Source organism: Methylobacterium sp. Leaf89 (genome assembly GCF_001422215.1).
Lineage (GTDB): Bacteria > Pseudomonadota > Alphaproteobacteria > Rhizobiales > Beijerinckiaceae > Methylobacterium.
In genome coordinates this window covers 45,261-63,121 of record NZ_LMML01000030.1, presented here as the reverse complement: position 1 = coordinate 63,121, position 17,861 = coordinate 45,261, and the positions used below count along the sequence as shown (strand labels likewise).

At 55.9% G+C, this 17,861-nt stretch carries 13 protein-coding genes and 2 pseudogenes; 2 read left to right on the top strand and 13 right to left on the bottom strand.

Annotated elements, in window-relative coordinates:
* Positions 1-165 precede the first annotated feature (165 nt).
* Positions 166-951, bottom strand: coding sequence for a hypothetical protein (locus tag ASF18_RS23965; protein WP_210166761.1), 786 nt, complete (start codon positions 949-951; stop codon positions 166-168).
* 261 nt (positions 952-1,212) lie between these two features.
* Entirely contained in the window at positions 1,213-1,890 is a 678-nt protein-coding gene (locus ASF18_RS20420) for a hypothetical protein (protein ID WP_056354699.1), read from the bottom strand.
* 540 nt (positions 1,891-2,430) lie between these two features.
* Here ASF18_RS20420 and ASF18_RS20415 point away from each other — a divergent pair.
* Together ASF18_RS20415 and ASF18_RS20410 are read left to right on the top strand one after the other, a co-directional pair.
* Positions 2,431-2,733 carry a hypothetical protein gene (locus tag ASF18_RS20415; protein WP_056354697.1) on the top strand — a complete coding sequence of 101 codons (303 nt, stop codon included), beginning with the start codon at positions 2,431-2,433 and terminating at the stop codon, positions 2,731-2,733.
* Positions 2,734-2,774: 41 nt separating this feature from the next.
* Positions 2,775-3,830, top strand: a complete 1,056-nt coding sequence (locus ASF18_RS20410; RefSeq protein ID WP_156650045.1) for a PD-(D/E)XK nuclease family protein — start codon at positions 2,775-2,777, stop codon at positions 3,828-3,830.
* Positions 3,831-3,884: 54 nt separating this feature from the next.
* Here the strand turns inward: ASF18_RS20410 and ASF18_RS20405 are convergent, their stop codons facing one another.
* From ASF18_RS20405 to ASF18_RS20365, 11 genes and pseudogenes are all read right to left on the bottom strand, one after another.
* Positions 3,885-4,685, bottom strand: coding sequence for a hypothetical protein (locus tag ASF18_RS20405; RefSeq protein ID WP_244472785.1), 801 nt, complete (start codon positions 4,683-4,685; stop codon positions 3,885-3,887).
* 379 nt (positions 4,686-5,064) lie between these two features.
* Positions 5,065-6,732 carry a DUF262 domain-containing protein gene (locus tag ASF18_RS23960; protein ID WP_162239183.1) on the bottom strand — a complete coding sequence of 556 codons (1,668 nt, stop codon included), beginning with the start codon at positions 6,730-6,732 and terminating at the stop codon, positions 5,065-5,067.
* Positions 6,733-7,237: 505 nt separating this feature from the next.
* The gene (locus ASF18_RS20400; protein ID WP_244472784.1) at positions 7,238-7,795 is read right to left on the bottom strand and encodes a hypothetical protein; all 558 of its coding nucleotides are present in this window, start codon (positions 7,793-7,795) and stop codon (positions 7,238-7,240) included.
* A gap of 118 nt (positions 7,796-7,913) precedes the next feature.
* Positions 7,914-8,204, bottom strand: coding sequence for a DUF3768 domain-containing protein (locus ASF18_RS20395; protein ID WP_056354688.1), 291 nt, complete (start codon positions 8,202-8,204; stop codon positions 7,914-7,916).
* A 109-nt stretch (positions 8,205-8,313) separates the two neighbouring features.
* Positions 8,314-9,072 carry a hypothetical protein gene (locus ASF18_RS24940; protein WP_056354685.1) on the bottom strand — a complete coding sequence of 253 codons (759 nt, stop codon included), beginning with the start codon at positions 9,070-9,072 and terminating at the stop codon, positions 8,314-8,316.
* A 340-nt stretch (positions 9,073-9,412) separates the two neighbouring features.
* A pseudogene (locus ASF18_RS23295) lies at positions 9,413-9,698 on the bottom strand (transposase); the annotation flags it as partial.
* A gap of 86 nt (positions 9,699-9,784) precedes the next feature.
* Positions 9,785-10,405: pseudogene (locus ASF18_RS20385) on the bottom strand (SDR family oxidoreductase).
* A 404-nt stretch (positions 10,406-10,809) separates the two neighbouring features.
* A complete protein-coding gene (locus ASF18_RS20380) occupies positions 10,810-13,911 on the bottom strand; it encodes a type I restriction endonuclease subunit R (protein WP_056354682.1) in 3,102 nt (1,033 codons plus the stop codon).
* Positions 13,904-15,031, bottom strand: a complete 1,128-nt coding sequence (locus tag ASF18_RS20375) for an AAA family ATPase (RefSeq protein WP_056354679.1) — start codon at positions 15,029-15,031, stop codon at positions 13,904-13,906. Before ASF18_RS20375 ends, ASF18_RS20380 begins: the two co-directional genes overlap by 8 nt.
* A gap of 1 nt (position 15,032) precedes the next feature.
* Positions 15,033-16,316 (bottom strand): restriction endonuclease subunit S, encoded by a 1,284-nt coding sequence (locus tag ASF18_RS20370; protein ID WP_056354677.1) that lies wholly within the window; start codon positions 16,314-16,316, stop codon positions 15,033-15,035.
* Positions 16,313-17,861: type I restriction-modification system subunit M (locus ASF18_RS20365; protein ID WP_056355257.1), on the bottom strand; the 1,549-nt coding region annotated here is incomplete at its 5' end. The genes ASF18_RS20365 and ASF18_RS20370, both read right to left, overlap by 4 nt.

Below are 17,861 nucleotides of genomic sequence, written 5' to 3'. Positions count from 1 at the left end.
AGGCCGATGTAGAGGCAAGACACGACGTAGGCTCGAAAACGATTTAATTAACTACAGTTTTGCAGCTTTAGCTTGTTATACTGATTATTATGTTCGATTTGACGAAACTTTAGCTAGAAATAGCAATTTATGGTGGTTTGTGATGAGTGCTCGTGAGTTCATTGCTCATTGAGCCACCCCCACCAGGCGACCATTGAGACGCTTGCAACCGAAGAGGAACACGCGCTCCCCGACGTTCAGCTCGCAGAGCCAGCGGTCGAACCGGCGCTGATCGGCGGCATCGAGCGGCTTGTGGTTGCGCTCCTGGCGGCCGTTCTTGCCGCGGTAGGCGATCCGCTGCTCAGCGTACCGCTTCAGCGCATAGCCTTGCTGGCGCGCCGTGTTGCTCACCGCCTCGACGACGAGGGGCTTGGCGTAGGGCGGCAACGGGTAGCGATCACCGACGCGAAGGGCGGCGTGCAGCTCGTCCCGCGTCGCGCCCGCGGTGATCAGGTGCACCTGCCCGGCCCAGGTCTTCGTTCCCTCCAAATTCCAATTGAGACAGACTTCGAAGGCCCCGACCGCCATTGGGTGAGTTTCGGTGTGGGCGGCCAGACGCGTAAACCGTCGCTTGACGAGTTGCTTGACGGCTGGGATCGAAATTGCTTCCGGCCCCTCCTCGTAGGGTACTTCCCAGAGGGGGTGGACGAGGGTGGGGGCAAGCAGAGGGCCAGGTCGACCGCGCAGGAGTTCGTCGGCCTGCGGTGTCAGCGTGGCGCGCAGGTTACGCTGACCGTGATGGCAGCCGTCGCGACAGCGATCACGGAGTCCGCAGATATCCGCGGTGCAGCTCATGAGGCCGCGGGTCAGGCGGCCGGGCGCCCCTGCTCGCTGGAAGGCGCGCACCATGCGCTGCTGCCGCTCGTGGCACGCCTCCTCGGTCTCGAAATCAGGGAGGCCAAGCGCCTCCATGAGCTGATGCTCACGGTCTCGCTGGCGGGGGTCGGGGGGCTTGGGAGAGGGCATGGGTAGCCTCGCTGCTGGTTGCGAAGCCCTTCCATTTACTGGGTCCGTCTCGGGGTAATAGCGAGAGTGGAAAACTCTCCGCTGCGATTAACCGCTCGGATTTAGCTCATTCTACCGATTGGCTTTTCAGGAATCGGTGCAGGGCAAACCGAGGCATTGCAAAATAGGCCGCGAGGTTTGCGTCTCCGTCTCACACGCCTCCCTGTCTCACGCGGCCGACGAGTCTACGAAGAGCGCCGCGATCTGTGTGGCCAAGTCCGAACTGTGCTGAGTGAACCGTTCCTTCTGAACCTTCGTCCGACGCCCGGCTTTGGACCCACGCGGGGCCCAAACGTGCTTTCTGAACTGCCGCTCGGACACCTCCTTGCCGTATTCCTTCGCCGCCCCCGCAACCAGGGCGAACGCTTCGGCCCGCGTGATGCCGTAGTCGAGCTTGTGTTCGTGCTCGCCGATAGTCTCACCCATCCGTCGCAGCATGGCCTCGCTTGCGGTCTTTGCAAGTTCCTTCCCACGAGCCTCCAACCAACGGTCGAACATGGCCTGCTCGATCACCACGTCGGCGAGGCGGTCCGCCACCTTCGGTTCCTGGATCACCGTGCGGCCTGTGTAGAAGATAGGCCGTGCCTGCTTCAGCCAGATGGCCGGAGCGTCGATGAGGGTGCGCACCCCAGTCGCGTGATGGATGGCGTAGGCCGACAAATCACCGGCCTCGAAGACTGCACGTAGTTTGGCGCGCACGTCGCGATACAAGCGCACGCAAGCCAGCTGTTCGGCTTTCGAAAGATCGAGCTTGACCGGAATTTGCCGCAGGCGAGCTCTTTCGCCCATCAGCCGCAATTCATAGCGAACATACGCCCTTTCCTTTTTGGACCACCGGAAGGGCATCTGAGCCCATCCTTGAATTTGTCCCCACGTTGCGGGGTGATCTTGTTGTCCAACCACGTTGAGAGCATCCTCCAACCGCAAGTAACCGTGCAGGGTGAGGCTTGGGCTCCCGGATAGCCGAAGCGGTTCAGACGTCAGCGTGACCTCATTCTTAGTTGGGCTCATGGCGGTGCCTTGGTACTTGAGATGAGGCGGCATCACTGGCAGCGTATCAAATGCGCCGCCTTCCGTCAGTCAACGTCCTCCCGCACAGCGCATTGTGCCGCCGGCGTATGTGCGAAGGCCCGGGCACCGCAGGATCGCCTTGATCGCCGGGCTCTAGCCCTACCGACAGCTGCATCGGCGCTCGCTGCCCATCGTACCGTCTTCGGGTTGAACGCAGTTACCATCGCCGTGCGCCGCAATCTCCACCAACTATCGGCGTTGGCAAACGGAGAGAACCCTTCCGGGCGAGATAGTTCAGCGACCCGTCTATAAAATAAATTCGTTGTTTATAAAAGACTTATCATCCATGTTTTTACGACCTCAACGGAGCGCGTGATGTTTCTTCCAATTGTCGAATGCATTTACATTCCCTCTGACGAAGGCGAGGCAGTGCCATACCTGTCCTCTCTCATCGAGCAACACCCCGAAATCGCAGGCCGTGCAGAGCGGACGCTGGCCGCAACCGGTTCGGCCCGCGCCGTGCTGGAGGCTCTCGTCGATGACGGCATCTTCGAACGCATCTCGGAGGACTACGCACGCTGCCTGGGGAAAGAGGCGCGCTACTTGGAAGAAGAGGCGCGGCGCTACGAGGTCGGTGAGCGGGAGAAGGCCGAGGCGGATGACCGCCAACGGGGTTGAGCCTGCTCGGTCGATATCAAAAATCGCGAGGGAGACGGTAATTGCAGACACCTGCCACATTGCCCGCGTCAGCGCCACCGAACCTGTTCAAGTACGCCACAAAGGAGCTGTCGCAGGACGCATTCTTCTGCTGGCTTCTTGCGTGGGCCTATGACGCGTACGCCGCCACGGATGCTGCTTTACACGGAATTGGCCGCGGCTTCGTGAATATGCTGCTCGGCGAGCATGACCTTGCAATGGAAGGGCGGACCCGCGCAATCGTCCACCGGCAGTACAACTACGTCGACATCCTTGTCGAGGTTGGCGACGATCTAGTGCTGCTGATCGAGGACAAGATCCACGCCGGCATCCACGGCGATCAGCTTACGCGGTACAGGGACCGCGTCGCCAAAGCGTTTCCCGGAAGGCGCATCGCACCTGTGTTCCTTAAGACCGGCGACCAGGCGCGCTACGACAAGGTCGACGAGGTCGGTTTCAAACGGATCGGTCGAGACAGGCTCCTGAGCTTCCTCCGCCCTGCCTGCGCAGCGAGCGATCATCCTATACTCTACGGTTTTATCGCCGTCATAGAGGAGATGGAGGCGGCGGTGCAGTCCTTCCGGTCGGTGCCCCCCGCTGCCTGGGAAGGAGCGTGGCCCTGGATCGGCATGTACACCCGCCTGCAGGTCGAGTTCGACGACCTCGACTGGGACTATGTGGCGAACCCCAGCGGTGGCTTCCTCGGTGCCTGGTGGCACGGACGGTCCTGGAAAAATCCGGGGACGGGCCGGATGCACAGCCTGTACCTCCAGGTCGAGCAGGGGCCAGTATGCTTCAAGATTTCCGTTGAGGAAGGGCCCGACAAGGTTGGCCCGCGCGACGCGTGGCGTTCAACGCTAATCGATGCAGCGAAGCGTAGTGGACGGACGATCCGACCTCCGCGACGCATCGCGTCCGGAACCTGGATGACAGTGGCGGGGCTTGAACGAGAGGATTGGATCAAGCTAGGCATCGACGGCCTGCTTGACCTTGACGCTACGGTGACCTGCCTACGGATCGCGATGGGTCTCGTGGTTGACGGCGTTCAAGCGGCGCAGGACGCTTACGCGGAACCTTGATCCTTCCCGCAAAGATCCTCGGGCAACGACGAGCAAAATGCGATCAGGTTGATCCTACCGCCCCTTATTTGGATCGTCGTATCGGCGCACGAGATCCCGCAACCCCGACGACGGATGCCCGTAGCTCACCACAGCGACATCGAGGTCATGGTCGCCGGCCAGCCGCAGTGCCCGTAGCATAGCTGCGTCGATCCATTCGTCCGAGTTGCCGAAGGCACCCCCGCCGAGCCGCGTGAGCAGCACGCGGTTCGAAGCGCCACGCGCAGCGTTCAGGAGGCCGGCCATCAGGGTCCCCTCGTAGGCCGCCTCGAGAACCAGGCGTGCGAACGGTGCCCAGGACGCACTCGGCAGCCGTGCGTAGGCCACCGGCAGCGCCGAGCAGAAGATCTGGCTTACCAGCTGTCGAGGCGCCGGGCCGTCGGTTACTTCGACGTCAGTGTGCAAGCCGAGCCTTAACCGACCGCGCAAAGCGTCGAGTGTGCCAGCATCCGCTGTGCTCAAGTGCTCAGCGATGGCGGCGAGTCCTGCTTGAGTCGGAAGCGCGTAGCCGTTGCGCATCGTCCATAGCGCCGCACGGTCGATACCAAGATGCTGCGCGAGGGTATCTCCGAGGTCGGCAAGGCCATCGAGCTGCCTCTGGGACGTCTGCCCGGTCTCGCCCGCCACGGGCACCAGATAGTTGCGGTAGATCGTGGCTGCGCCCCCCGCCATCGCACAGGCCGGGCCTTGCGTACGGTCGTGGGCGTAGCCGGCGACGCCGTTCTCCGGAGTCACGTCTGGTCCGACCATCTCCAGCATGTTGAACTGCGAAGCGACCTGGAATAGAGCCCCGCGGTTTTCGGGTGCCAGATGCATCGCGCGTACGTCGCCTTCCACAATAGATAGACGCAGCCGTCCTGTCCTATGCATATCAGCCGCGGCGGCACGCAGCTCGGCTATAGTCGGCAAACTAAAAGTCCCAACGGCAAAATTCTCACGTGTGTCTTTTCGGATGAGGCAGCCATCGCGTAAACACAAACGAGTCTGGGTCTCTCTGTAGCTCGTCTCTCGAAATCCAGTAATACGTTCAAACCAGTCCATAGTAAGCCTTTAAAATCAGGTACAACATAATACGATGTTACTGATTAAATTTAATCCGATGAAGATAATAGAAGTCGTAACTAAACATAGGTTCCGACTTCTATTTGTTATAAGTTTATATAAAATCTATAATTTTTGGCATTGAGCGTAATGATTATGCCGATCCTGCAGGCCCCTGCCATAGCGTCATCGCACTTTTGAAAAGATTTTCACCGCGGAGAGTAATCTCCTGTTCTGTCCAGAACGCCCGCGAAACAATCCATTTATTAAGTCCAATATGCGTATCTTTCAATCTTTCTTTTTTGTCTTCAAATGACAAATTTCCGAGCTCTGAATTATAGGCAGTTAGACTCAAATTTCCAAAACGGTCTTTCAGCTTGTCATGTTGTAAGAGAGCATCTGGACCAAGCATTTCCTCCCATGCCGGAGTTAAGGTTTGGGGTAGGATATGCTCAATCGTAGCGCCAGTTAGGTCAGCAGGCTCTTTATGACCATAATGCCTTTCTAGTCTAACAAGTATAAAGCGGGTAGATCCACGACCATACTGAGGCTGATTTTTGAAAGCTTCTCCAAACTCTTCATCACCAGGGTATCGGCGGCCTCCGTTACCTGATGACATCACTCCATAAAGCCACTGCTTGTGTTCGACCCTAGGAAAAGCTTTGCACCACCCTAAAAATAACTTGTTTAGCGCATTCGTTGGGACGCCACACACCGACCGCCTTACAACAAACGACTCAATTATCGAAATACAGTCGCATAGATCCTCGACGCTTAAATGCCCCGATTTCTGCGCTGAAATTAGCTGCAGCATCAATGGATATGACGTGGTGATTTCTAACTCACCAATTTTTTGCAGAGACTGTCTAATCGTTACGTTGGCCTCAAGCGATGGGTTTAACATAGAAGCATAATAAGCTGCAAATAAACGCATTTCAGATATTTTAGCTTCTACTAATTCTGGCCCTTCAATATCCTTAAACTTCTGCTTTATTGCTACGTATATACCACCTTGGTTGATGTTGTCGCCGTCTTTCATCGCATAATGGCGCAAAAATTCAGTAATTTTATCTCCGAGGCTTTCCTGTATCGGCATCCAAAAATACTTATGAATTCTTTCCTGCTCGCCTCCTGCTGTTATGGCGTGCTTGAAACGCATCAACAAGTAGTTTCGAACGAGATCGGCCTGTGTGAGTGGTTGTCCTTTAAAATTTAAGCTTTCGAAAATCAGATATGGGTCATCCGACTCTCCGATATTTATCATTACGACCTGCAGCGAATGCTCCATTGTCGTGAGAATTTTCTGGGGATCAATAGGATCACCATTTCCGTCAACGCCAGACAAGAGCTGGTTTTTAAAGTAGCCATAAGCTTGGCTCATCAAAGAGTCATTCTCAGGAGGTTGGCGCTGTAGCACTAATAAATTAAAAGTTTCCCGATCTAACTGTGTAGGAACAAACTTTAATGTATCTTCTGGGTCCCTAAACTTATTTACTAAATAAACTTCATGAATTCGATCCGATGTGTTTTTTTCAACAATGTCGCGAAGGGCACATAATATTATTGCTACGGTTGTAAGGCGCTGCTGTCCGTCAATAATCAGATGCTTACTTACCCCAACAGGGACGCTTTTTGCGGGTACAGAAACTATTGCTCCCATAAAATGCGATTGAGCATCGTCAGAATCATATTGAACAATTATATCATTCCATAACGTTTCCCAGTTGGACTTCCTCCATGAGTAAGGACGCTGAAATAGCGGTATTAGGCTTTGTTTTTCTCCATGAAAGTATTGAATAACTCGTGCTGGCGTCGCTTCCATGAATCTACATCCCTTACATAATTGGTTTTTTTGAGGACAAATTGCGCTAATAGGCCCAGAGATGGCTACCATAAAAATCGCTTGGCGACACCTAGAGCAGTTGCCGACCACGCGAGGTTATGGACTGGTTTCAGGTGCGTGCTGATTTGATTCCCCTTTAGCTGTCGACAGGAGAGTCGATGTCCTCGCCTTTGTCATCCGTCCTGCCCGAACGCGTCGTACACTCCGTGGAGGAAGTATGCTTTCGGTGCGGCGCGGCGCGTAGGGTCAGCCTGTTCAGCCGCATACGCTCGTAGGAGAGCTCCGAGCCGGAGGGGTGGATGACGGCCAGGTCGCAAGGTGGCGACTGGTGCAAGCAACACGCAAACCTGATCCTGAATCTCAATGAGGCGCAGGCAATGAATTTCTGTCGGAGTTGCGCAGTCTGCTGGCCGAGCAGGGCATCGCGAAGAGCTGGAATAGTACCGCTGCGGGCCGGGCGTAAGCACACGTTGTAGGGGCGCGGTCACGAACCCGACCTGCCGCGGTCTGCAAGGCCCCTGAGATCCATGAGGATCAGCCGTAGTTCGCGCGACTGCGACAGCCCGCACGTGACGGGCTCGGGCTCGCGTATGCTCAGTAGGACGAGCAGCTTCAGGACCACCGCGTCGAGGGTCCGGGCAGGGGTTGCAAGCAGCCCATCGGCCTTGTCGAGGACGGCCCCATCGAGTTCAGCTTCGGCCACGAGGGCGGCTGTCAGCCCGGCGTTGTGCGCTGCCTCGTCCCATCGCCGTTGCCGACGCTGGAGCACGCGTTGCAGGCGATGCTGTTGGCGGCCCGGAAGGACAGCCTGCAAGATGGTCAGCGCGTCGGCGGCCTGGCGGCGCGCTCCGTCCCAAGCGGGCGGTAATGGCACCCGCGGGTGATCCATCTGGCCGAGGAGTGTCGCCTCGATCCGGTCGCAGTACGCCAGCGCGGCCTCATGCCGGTCGAGCAGCGCCTGAAACTCCGCGAAAAGCCGCTGTATCGGATCGGCGACGGGGTCGAGGAAAGCCGCCTTCGATGAGGGCTGCTCGGCACCCACCGCCTCCTTCCCCAATGCCGGCAGTCCCCTCAGGAGAGCGAGTAGGCGCCGGCGGGTCGGTGATCCCCGCGCCAGTGGCTGGGCCGCGTTGGGCAAGGCATCTTCGGGCCAGTCCACCTCAATATTCCCCGACGAGCAGAATGGTAAGAACACGATCGCCGTCGAAGCAGTCGATCTTCCAAAGGATGTGCTCGCCAGCGGCTTCCACCGCGCCGAAATCGTGCTCGCCGTAGGGATCGTTGTCGGGCTCGAAGCGATCGAAGGCGGCGATGGCGTCGAGGATGGTCTGCTGGCGCTCACGGCCGAGCGCCACGACGCCGGCGGTGAGGACGAGGGTGCCGCCCGACAGCGAGCGGCGTAGGATGTCGTTGAGCGCAGCAACGCGCCCGACGTCGAGGAGGTCGGTCATAGAAGCCTCGGAGGATGAGAAGGGATAGGCTGAGGCGGCGGACGCGCAGGGTCGCCGTTGGGGCGCCCGGGCCGGCCATGCCTGATCCGGACTCGATGGCCCTTGGCGGCTAGGCCTCTCTGAGGGGCAGCAACGCGAGTTCACTCAGCTCGCGCAGAACCGTCGGGAAAGCGACGGGATCGTAGTCCCTCCATCGCAGTGAAAAAACCCGGCCGTTGCAGCCGATCACCTCGGCCTCCCACCAGCCCTCGTCGGGCCCCTCCTGGGCGAGGACAATGCTACCAAGGCCGATCTGCTCGCGCGTGGTTGGCTTTACCTCCCCGACGAAGAGACCATCCCCGGGGCGAGGCTTCGCGGGCGTATCTGCGGTTGCGACCGCCGGGACCACTTTCGGCACGTCGGCTACGGGCGACGTGGCGGCGGGAGCACTCGAAGGCTCAGCCTCTGCACTCTTGGCTGTCGCGAGTGTCGCCCAGGGAAACGCATCGGCCTCGCAAGTCTGCTCACCCCGCTCCTCGGGGCGTTCGGTGATGCTGAGACCGGCACTCTCGCCGGCCAGCGCCACGAGTCGACCGTAGAGATCGCGGCGAGCGCCAGGCACATGCGCCTTGCCGCTCGGGAGGATGCGGCCGTGGGCAAGCTGCAGCGCAAGCGCCCGCTGTTCGTCGTCGGCGACCGGCAACACGCGCAGCTTCATCGTGACCGCAAGGGCAGTGGCTGCCTCTGCTTGATTGCCGTCGAACCAGGCGGCGCAAGGCTTACCGCCGCGGTTGCGGCCGAACAGCACCAGGGCCGGTGGCTGGCGGGTAAGCGGCGCCTCATTGATGAGGGCGGGCAGGTTGGTGCGGAGTGAGGGTTTGGCGCTCATAAAAGGTCCCTGAAACGACGAAGGCCCCCGTGATGGGGGCCTTCCGTGGAGGTGCTGGGGAGGGGCGGGCGCTGGCTGACGCACGATGGCGGCCGGGGCCGTTGTGCTCGTGATCGCCTCTGCATGGCACGCCTTCTGTGTGAGTGTCGGCTGGCACCGAAGCGGCAAATTGGTTCGCCAACCAACACCGCCAGCATAACAAAACCGGCTGTGTTGTCAAGAAAATGATCCTATAATACGCTGGTGATGGTCGCTAACGTGTGGCTGATGCAACCTCGAATGATGGCATTGAACAGCGGATAAGGGTTGCAATGAGAACTCTGATTGTTGGAAGCCACCACCGCTGCTGGGTCCGAGGGGTCAGAAGGGCAAACCAGCTTAAGCCAGGACGCGGAGATCGGCGTGAAGTGAAGGTGCCTGCGTGGACGCTTCACGAGTCAGTCACGGATCAGCTTGGTTTTGTTGATAGCCGCGTCGTCGATCACAAGGTGCACGTCGAGATCGTTCAGTACGGCCACCTTGATCTGATCGAGAAAGGCGCGGAACTCGACCGAACGGTGCCGGCGTGTGCAGCGGCCGATCACCGTCTCGGCCTGGACGTCGAGGAAGGCGAACAGGTCGTCGGATGGCCACTCGCTCCCCCCGCCACCCGCGCTCGCGAGCGCGACATACGACCGTCTTCGTGAAGCAACAGGTTAGGCCGGGGGGGCGCTCACCAGGTGATTAGGGGCGCACGACCCATCCAGGTGTCGACCTCGACCTGATCGAGCACGAAGCGCGCAACGTCCTCTCGGGCGACGGACTCACCATGGAAGCCCGAAAGGTCGGTGAGCGCACGAACGGCGCCGCGGCCGGCTTTGTTGCTCAGGATGGCGGGACGGACGAGCACCCAGTCGAGGCCGCTCTCCCTGATGATGGCTTCCTGGCGGTCCTTGTCGGCGTAGACATGGCGCAGTAGCAGCGGGAGGATTAACCTGTCGAAGGCGAAGCCGCCATGCCCTCGGCTGTCGCCCGCCTCGATCCCGGTGATGGCGACCAGCCGAGCGACTTATTCAGCCTTCATGGCGTCGACGAAAGCGCGGGTGACCTCGGACAGGAGCGTCACCTCACGGAACGGGCTTGCCGGCGTACCAAGTGCGCTGACTACCGCGTCCCGCCCCCTAAGGGCCTCGCGTAGCGTCCTCGGGTCCCGGGCGTCGCCTACGACCAACCTGGCGCCGAGAAGGGCGTTCGCCTTCTCGGGCGAGCGCACCAGGGCCTTGACGTCGTAGCCCCGCGCCAGCGCCTGCGCGACGATGAGCCTCCCGGTTCCGCCGGTTGCGCCCAGGACCAGGAATTTCGCTTAGGGTTTGCTCGATACCGTTTTCATCGCTGCCTCGATCAAGCTACCGCTTGTCACAAGGCCAAACCTAGCGATCCACTGACGGACGAATGGCTCGGTTATCTGGACGAACCGTCCCACCTGCGAGACATCGCACGAGGGTCATGTATTTGAGGGGACTCTCTTTCGACGTTCATCGAGCTTCCTCCTGGAGGGAGAGCGAGCCTTTCTGTCCCGGATGGGGGACGCGTGCACCGTCCTCCCGCTGCCGCCGCGATCTATCCTTCCCGGTTGCCGCCTCCGGTTCCAGGCCCTCGGGAACGGCGCCTCTTTAGGTAAATTCGGCATCTCAGAACAGCGCCTGCGCCCAAGCGACTTCCCACAATAGCTCGAACGTCGAAGTAAAGCCGTTGCCTCTAGATCATTCCTCCAACACCCCTAAACTTTTCAACGAATGAGGATATGCGTTCGAAAACGGCTTGCTTTTTGATCAGATATTGCGGGTTGAGCGGACTCATCCTCGGCAAGATAGAATTCAACTCCGTACCATTCTCGCTCGCATACTCGCGCTTGATTGAGGTTGCAATATACCGCTTAGTGGCATCTGGGTTCAGCTTCTCGTCAGCGATGAGCTCTTCTGCTTCCCGCCGTTGCGCAGATTGCGCAAACGCGTAGAAGGCTTCAATCACGCCAGCTTTGTCGTCAATTTCATCTAAGTTTGTCTGTTTGATGAAATCAACGATCAGTCCCTCCTTGGCGCGATTGCCGATACTGCCCCGGACAACCCGAAGAATTCCGTCCACCAGTTCCAATTTGCTATTAATCTTCTTGTTATGATCGAATATGAGCTCGAGAATGTAATCAAGATTTATTTCCTGCGACTTGAGAAGTTCAACCTCAAATACTATTTCGTCCCAGCTGACAGTCGACTTGACTTGATCCGCGCTAGACTTTACGCGGCGAAGCCAATCCCGGATATCGTTATAGGTTGAACGGTAGTCCTGGACCTTCCGGTAAGATGGCATTTGGATAGATTTGAGCTGAAGGTAATGATCCTCGCTCAAGTGATGCCGCTCTTTAAAAGCCGCCAAGGCTTTCTCATCTCGTTCGTCGATCTCCTGAAGTTGCATAAGGCTGGAATATTCATCGTAGTTCTGGAGGATATTCTCCACACGGAGGTATTCGCCAAACAGCTTCGCGAAGGCCTTTTTATCTGCTTCTTTTTCGATGGCGGCTGGGTCCGGGAAACGCTCGACAAGTTCCTGGAGCACCTCGACGAAGCCGCGCCGCGCCTCGCCGGTCGCTTGGTCTGTGAAGCCCTCCATATATTCTGAGTAGCTCTTCTCCAGAACGACGTTCTTCGTGTTGGCGTTGCCAAAAAGCGTGATCGCTTTGACGGTGGCTTCTTCCAGGTCGCGGAAGGTGACAATATTACCGAAGGACTTGGTTGCATCATAAATGCGGTTAGTGCGTGAATAGACCTGGATGAGACCGTGATAACGCAGGTTTTTGTCCACGAAAAGTGTGTTGAGGGTTGGCGCATCGAAACCTGTGAGAAACATCCCCACTACGATGAGCAAATCAACCTCCTTAGTCTTTACCCTCTGGGCTAAGTCCCGATAATAGTTCTGGAAGCCTTTGTTATCGACGCTGAAATTTGTCCGAAAAAGCGCGTTATAGTCAGTGACGGCAGCACTGAGAAATTCTTTGGCACTGCTGTTGAGCGCAGAGACCTCAAAACTCTCGTCGGCAATATCGCCAACGGCGTCCTGCTCTTCATTCGCCGCGAATGAAAAAATGGTCGCAATCTTCAGTGGACTGTCACTGCCTACCTGGAGATCATTCAGTTTTTCATAATAGAGTTTCGCAGCATCAACACTGCTAACCGCGAACAGAGCGTTGAAGCCTTTATTTCCGCCATAGAGCCGATGCGTCTTACGACGAAAATTATCCAGGATGTATCGCGAGATCTGAGCGATCCGCTCAGGGTGCTGTAAAACTAATCGGTTCTCAGCAGCGGTCAGTTTTTTCTCGTCCTGTTCGATCTCAATCGCCTTAAATTTTGGGCGCACATCGTTATAATCGACCTTGAATTTGAGCACCTTTTCATCACGGATCGCGTCAGTGATCACATAGGAGTGCAGTTCGCTTCCGAAAACGCTGGCCGTCGTATCAGCCCCAGAAGCGTTTTCGGGAAATATAGGAGTTCCAGTGAAACCAAACTGGGCGAAGTGCCTGAATTTGCGCTTTAGGTTCTTTTGCGCTTCACCAAATTGACTGCGGTGGCATTCATCGAAAACGAAGACGACACGCTGCGAATAGACCGGTAGGTCCCCCTCGCTTTTCATCAAATTGTTGAGCTTTTGGATCGTCGTGACGATGATCTTGTTATCGTCTTTCGACAGGTTCCGCTTCAGGCCCGCCGTGTTGTCTGATCCGTTGACGCTATCGGGGGAGAACCGCTGATACTCCTTGATGGTTTGGTAATCAAGGTCCTTACGGTCAACTACGAAAAAGACCTTATCTATAAAATCAAGTTCGGTGGCGAGACGAGCAGCCTTGAAGCTGGTCAGGGTCTTCCCAGACCCTGTCGTGTGCCAGATGAACCCGCCGCTGTCCGGCTTGTTCAACGTCTTGCCTTCGAACGAGCTTTTGATTTTCCGCAGAATGCGTTCGGTTGCCGCGATCTGATAGGGACGCATCACTAGAAGCGTGTCACTAACATCGAAGACCGAATAGTCGAAGACCACTTTGAGCAAAGTGCGCTTCTCGAAGAACGTTGCCGTAAAGTCCTTCAAATCCCTGATTCGGCTGTTATCGGCCTGCGCCCAATCCATGGTAAAGTCGAAGCTGTTCTTATCGCGCTTGGTGGTGTTGGCGAAGTAGCGTGTGCTTGTTCCGTTTGAGATCACAAAGAGCTGCAGATATTTGAAAAGTGAGCTGTCGGAATTGAAACTCTCTTTGCTGTAGCGGTGTATCTGATTGAACGCCTCTCGGATGGCAACGCCTCGCTTTTTTAACTCGACCTGCACCAGAGGCAGCCCATTCACCAGGATCGTCACATCGTAGCGGTTCGCGTGCGTCCCGGCCTGCTCGAATTGCTTGATGACCTGGACCTTGTTGCGGCAGACATTCGTCTTGTCGACAAGATAAATGTTCTGAATACGACCGTCATCGAAGACAAAATCAAAGATATAGTCGTCATGGATCTTGCGGGCTTTGTCCGTCATGCTGTCGCTGGGGCGATCTAAATAGGTTTCAAGGAACCGCACCCACTCTTTATCAGTGAAATGAGCATCATTGAGCAATTGCAGCTGGGTGCGCACATTAGCCAACATGGCGTCAGTAGATTTTAGACCGGCCAGATATTCGTAGCCCTGATTGCGCAAGTCCTGAATCAGCTCTCGCTCCAGGTCGGCCTCGGACTGATAGGTGTGGGCCGCTTCCCTTGTGCGCACATATTTATCGAGTACGATAAAGCGATTGGTCTCTGCGATGGCGGTTATCTGTTCAGCCATTTGGTGCCCCCTCCTGCCAATAGCTGTAATTGTTGCGCAGGTGCTCCATTAGCAGCTTTACAGTCTGCTTTTCCTGTGGTGACGGCTCGGCAACCGCCTCGCTGGAGAGCGTGCTATGGCTAGTAAACTGAATGATGCGGTTCAGATAAAGTTGTTGGTCGCCCGGCAGCAACTGTGACCACTGCGGATAGCCCAAAAAGTTGGATGTCTTCTCATAGAGATTGCGCAAAAGGGTGAAGTGGTACCGTTCGATCTTATCCGCCTCGATAGCCTGCTCCAGCGTCTGCTTCAGGTAGAGGTGGTAGGAAAAGCTCTTGTTCGAATCGCCGTTTTTGGATTCCAGCGAGAATGTGCCGTCATCAAACCGGCTAAGCATGCGTGTGGAGTTTTGACTCCGTGCCAAACTAAGTTCGTTGAACATCACGTTGAAGAACAGAGGGTTGTGCGTCGTGATGACGAACTTCAAGCCATTCGCAGTATCGCTTCTCTTGATCAGGCCCGCCACATCGACGGCAAGCTGAATGAGGTGGTTGTCATCCAACGAACTGACTGGGTCATCGATGAAGATAAATTCAAGATCATTGAACTGATCCGTCTCGCGCTCATCGAGTTCCACCACGTTGCGCGTGCTGATGACCTGGTCCATTAGGCAGTAGAAAACACTCCAGATGAAGTTGCTCTCTTCGCCCTTGGAGATCTTCAGGTTGCCAGTGCTTGTATCGTCTCCGCCCTCAAGTGAGAACGCAACTTCAGAAAAGTCCACGCTGAACCGAGGCGTTAGATTCGACCGAGTATAACGCTGAAACGTTGTAATAACCCTATTATCCAGACCGAGATCTTCAAAAGCGGACTTGGTGAAAGCGTTCGGATGAATACAAATCTTACGCTCCGTGTCGGCGTCCAGATCATTGTCCCAATAAAATAGATCTTCGGTGAAAGCATTATAGTAGAGAACCTTTGGCCGGCGATCATCGTCCTGCTCATCGGCCTTGGGGTCTATTAGATCTTTAAATTCGCGTGACAGGCGCGTCTTACCCGAGGCATTGAACGCATAGAGTAGCTGCACCTTTTTGTTGGCGTCCCGCAGCGTAGTTGCGATCTCGCTCAGCGTCTGTCCCATTTTAGGCCGCCATTTCATCAGGCTTCGGAAAGCTCAGGAGCAGGTCGCGGTAATAGGCATATTGCTTTTCGCGCAGCTCGATTTCGCGGGGCAAACCTTCAGTCAGCGATGCCGTCAGCGTGTAAAATTTATCAAGAATAGTGACGATACGGGCCTGCTCCTCGAGAGACTTCTGAGTATCATTGGGGCACGGGACAGGCAGACAGACGTTTTTTACCCCACCGATAAGAAGTCGTTTTATCTTTCCACTCGAAACATACTTCACTTTTTGATCATGGAATGATGTAGTTTGCATCGCATAGGCAATAAACTTCGGGTTCATGTTGTGGCGGAACGCATAACTATCGTCATGAATGGCGACTTTTTCTTCCCCGAGCCACGCAACCGCTTTTCCAACATCTTCGATTGTTTCGCTGACGCCTGCGATAACAACATCATTCGGCTCAGCATATCGCAGCGACGCCGCCATATTGGTTCTAATTTTTGAAAGCGTTTGGTGCGCAAAGACGCCGTAGTGGGTGTAGATTTCCCCATAATGGATCGCGCTGATGCCTTCATCCACATAATCTGCCTTTGTGAAGCGCCTTCCGCGGATGAACTCGCCGATCTCTTCCAAGGTTCTCCACTCGACGTTGCCATTTTCAAAGGCAAGAAGTCGATCCCGGTAAAAGCTGTATTGCTTTTCTCGGGCCGCAAGCTCGGCAGCAAGCTCAGCATTATGTTTTGTAAAGCTGTCGAGTATCCGGACAATCTCCCCCTGGATCGCTAACGACTTTTCCGGATCAGCGGGACATGGAACGGGGACTTTAATTTTTGCCATGTCCCGTGCAGACAGGTCTATGACTTTTGCGCCACGCGCAAATTTTCGCTTTGCACTTGAGAACGCGGGCGTCTGGGTGAAATAGACAAAGTATTTACCTAGAAGTTTTTGACTAGGCTTTATTATAGTGGCGTGGCCGCCTGTAACCGCTTGCTCTTCTCCAAGGTAAAGAACTGGTTTCCCAACGTCTTCGATGTTCTCACTTGTGTTTGTGATCACAACGTCTCCGAAGTTCACCTTTCTGAGGCCCTCAGCTGCTTCTTTGGTAACGAATGAGATGGTCGAATGCGTTTCGAGGCCGTAGAAAGTGTAAATCTGCCCATAGTGTATTGCAGGCACACCAGTTTCAACGAAAATGGATTTTGGGAGGCCGTTCCCCCTTACCAGTTCTGCGAGCTCCCCCAACGGGACCCACTCCACCCCAGCTCCATCCAGCTGCTTCTCTAAAAAGAGCGTCGCGCTCATGCGCCGATTTCCGTGATGATGGCATCGATGTCGCTGCGAAGTTGACTGATCCGCTCAACCCTGGCGCTGATCTCTTCATTCAGAGCATTAATGTTTACGATCATGCGCGTATCGCGTGGTTCGACATAGGAGCTGACCGAGAGGTTATATCCTCGCGTCACGATGCTCTCATAAGGAATGGAGGCGGCGACATGTTCGACGTTTTCCTTACTACCGAAAATCTGCATCACCTTAGCGATGTGATCGTCCGACATCAGATTGGTGTTCGTCCCTTTTTTGAAGAATTCCGGCCCTGTAGCGTCGATGAATTGGATGGTCGTGTCGGTCTTGTTTTTGGCCAAAACGAGAATCGTCACGGCGATGCTCGTCCCGTAGAATAGGTTGGACGTAAGCGCGATCACCGACTCGACGTAATTGTTATCGACCAGATACTGCCGGATTTTCTTCTCCGCCCCGTCGCGATAGAAGATCCCCGGAAAGCAAACTATCGCCGCACGGCCCTTAGCCGACAGGTAGCTCAGCGCATGTAGCACAAAGGCAAAATCGGCTTTGGATTTCGGGGCGAGTACACCAGCCGGCGCGAAACGGTCGTCATTGATGAAGGTGGGATCGTCTGAGCCAATCCAAGCCACCGAATAGGGCGGGTTGGAGACGATGGCGTCAAAGGGCTTATCGTCCTGGAAATGGGGCTGGGTGAGCGTATCGCCGCGCTGGATGTTGAACTTGTCGTAGTTGATATTGTGCAAGAACATGTTCATGCGGGCGAGGTTGTAGGTCGTGTGGTTGAGCTCTTGCCCGAAGAAGCCCTCTTCGATGATGTGCTCGTCGAATTGCTTCTTGGCTTGCAGCAGGAGCGAGCCGGAGCCGCAGGCCGGGTCGTATATCTTGTTGACCCTTTCCTGCCCATGCATAGCGAGCTTCGCGATGAGTTTGGAGACGTGTTGCGGGGTGAAGAACTCACCACCGGATTTGCCCGCATTGGCAGCGTAGTTTGAGATCAGGAATTCGTATGCATCGCCGAACAGATCAATCTGGCTGTTGTGGAAGCCTCCGAAATCCAGCTCTGCAACACGTTTCAGCACCTTGGCGAGGCGGCTGTTTTTCTCCGCAACCGTGTTGCCAAGCCGCGTGCTGGTCGTATCGAAGTCGGCGAAAAGCCCCCTGATGTCCTGCTCGGACGGGTAGCCATTAGCCGACAATTCGATCGCCGCGAAAGCGTGAGCCAGATCGGTGTTCAGGCTGTCATTCGTGTTGGCACCTTTCGCCACATTGGCGAACAGCTGGCTGGGATAGATGAGATAGCCTTTGGTCTTGATGGCATCATCCTTGATGTCATCGGTGACGACCTCGTCCGCCAGTTCAGCATAGTTGATGCTGGCGTCGTCCGCCTCGATGTAGGCGGCGAAATTCTCGCTCATGAAGCGGTAGAAGAGTGTACCCAGGACATACTGCTTAAAGTCCCAACCATCGACCGAGCCACGCACATCGTTTGCGATGTCCCATATTTTTCGTTGAAGCGCAGCGCGTTGTTCTTGGCCCGTCATC

Coding starts and splice junctions, on each gene's coding strand:
- ASF18_RS23965 (WP_210166761.1), bottom strand. CDS start 951: ATGGAGGCGCTTGGCCTCCCTGATTTCGAGACCGAGGAGGCGTGCCAC.
- ASF18_RS20420 (WP_056354699.1), bottom strand. CDS start 1,890: ATGCCCTTCCGGTGGTCCAAAAAGGAAAGGGCGTATGTTCGCTATGAA.
- ASF18_RS20415 (WP_056354697.1), top strand. CDS start 2,431: ATGTTTCTTCCAATTGTCGAATGCATTTACATTCCCTCTGACGAAGGC.
- ASF18_RS20405 (WP_244472785.1), bottom strand. CDS start 4,685: ATGCATCTGGCACCCGAAAACCGCGGGGCTCTATTCCAGGTCGCTTCG.
- ASF18_RS23960 (WP_162239183.1), bottom strand. CDS start 6,732: ATGGAAGCGACGCCAGCACGAGTTATTCAATACTTTCATGGAGAAAAA.
- ASF18_RS20395 (WP_056354688.1), bottom strand. CDS start 8,204: ATGACCGACCTCCTCGACGTCGGGCGCGTTGCTGCGCTCAACGACATC.
- ASF18_RS24940 (WP_056354685.1), bottom strand. CDS start 9,072: ATGAGCGCCAAACCCTCACTCCGCACCAACCTGCCCGCCCTCATCAAT.
- ASF18_RS20380 (WP_056354682.1), bottom strand. CDS start 13,911: ATGGCTGAACAGATAACCGCCATCGCAGAGACCAATCGCTTTATCGTA.
- ASF18_RS20375 (WP_056354679.1), bottom strand. CDS start 15,031: ATGGGACAGACGCTGAGCGAGATCGCAACTACGCTGCGGGACGCCAAC.
- ASF18_RS20370 (WP_056354677.1), bottom strand. CDS start 16,316: ATGAGCGCGACGCTCTTTTTAGAGAAGCAGCTGGATGGAGCTGGGGTG.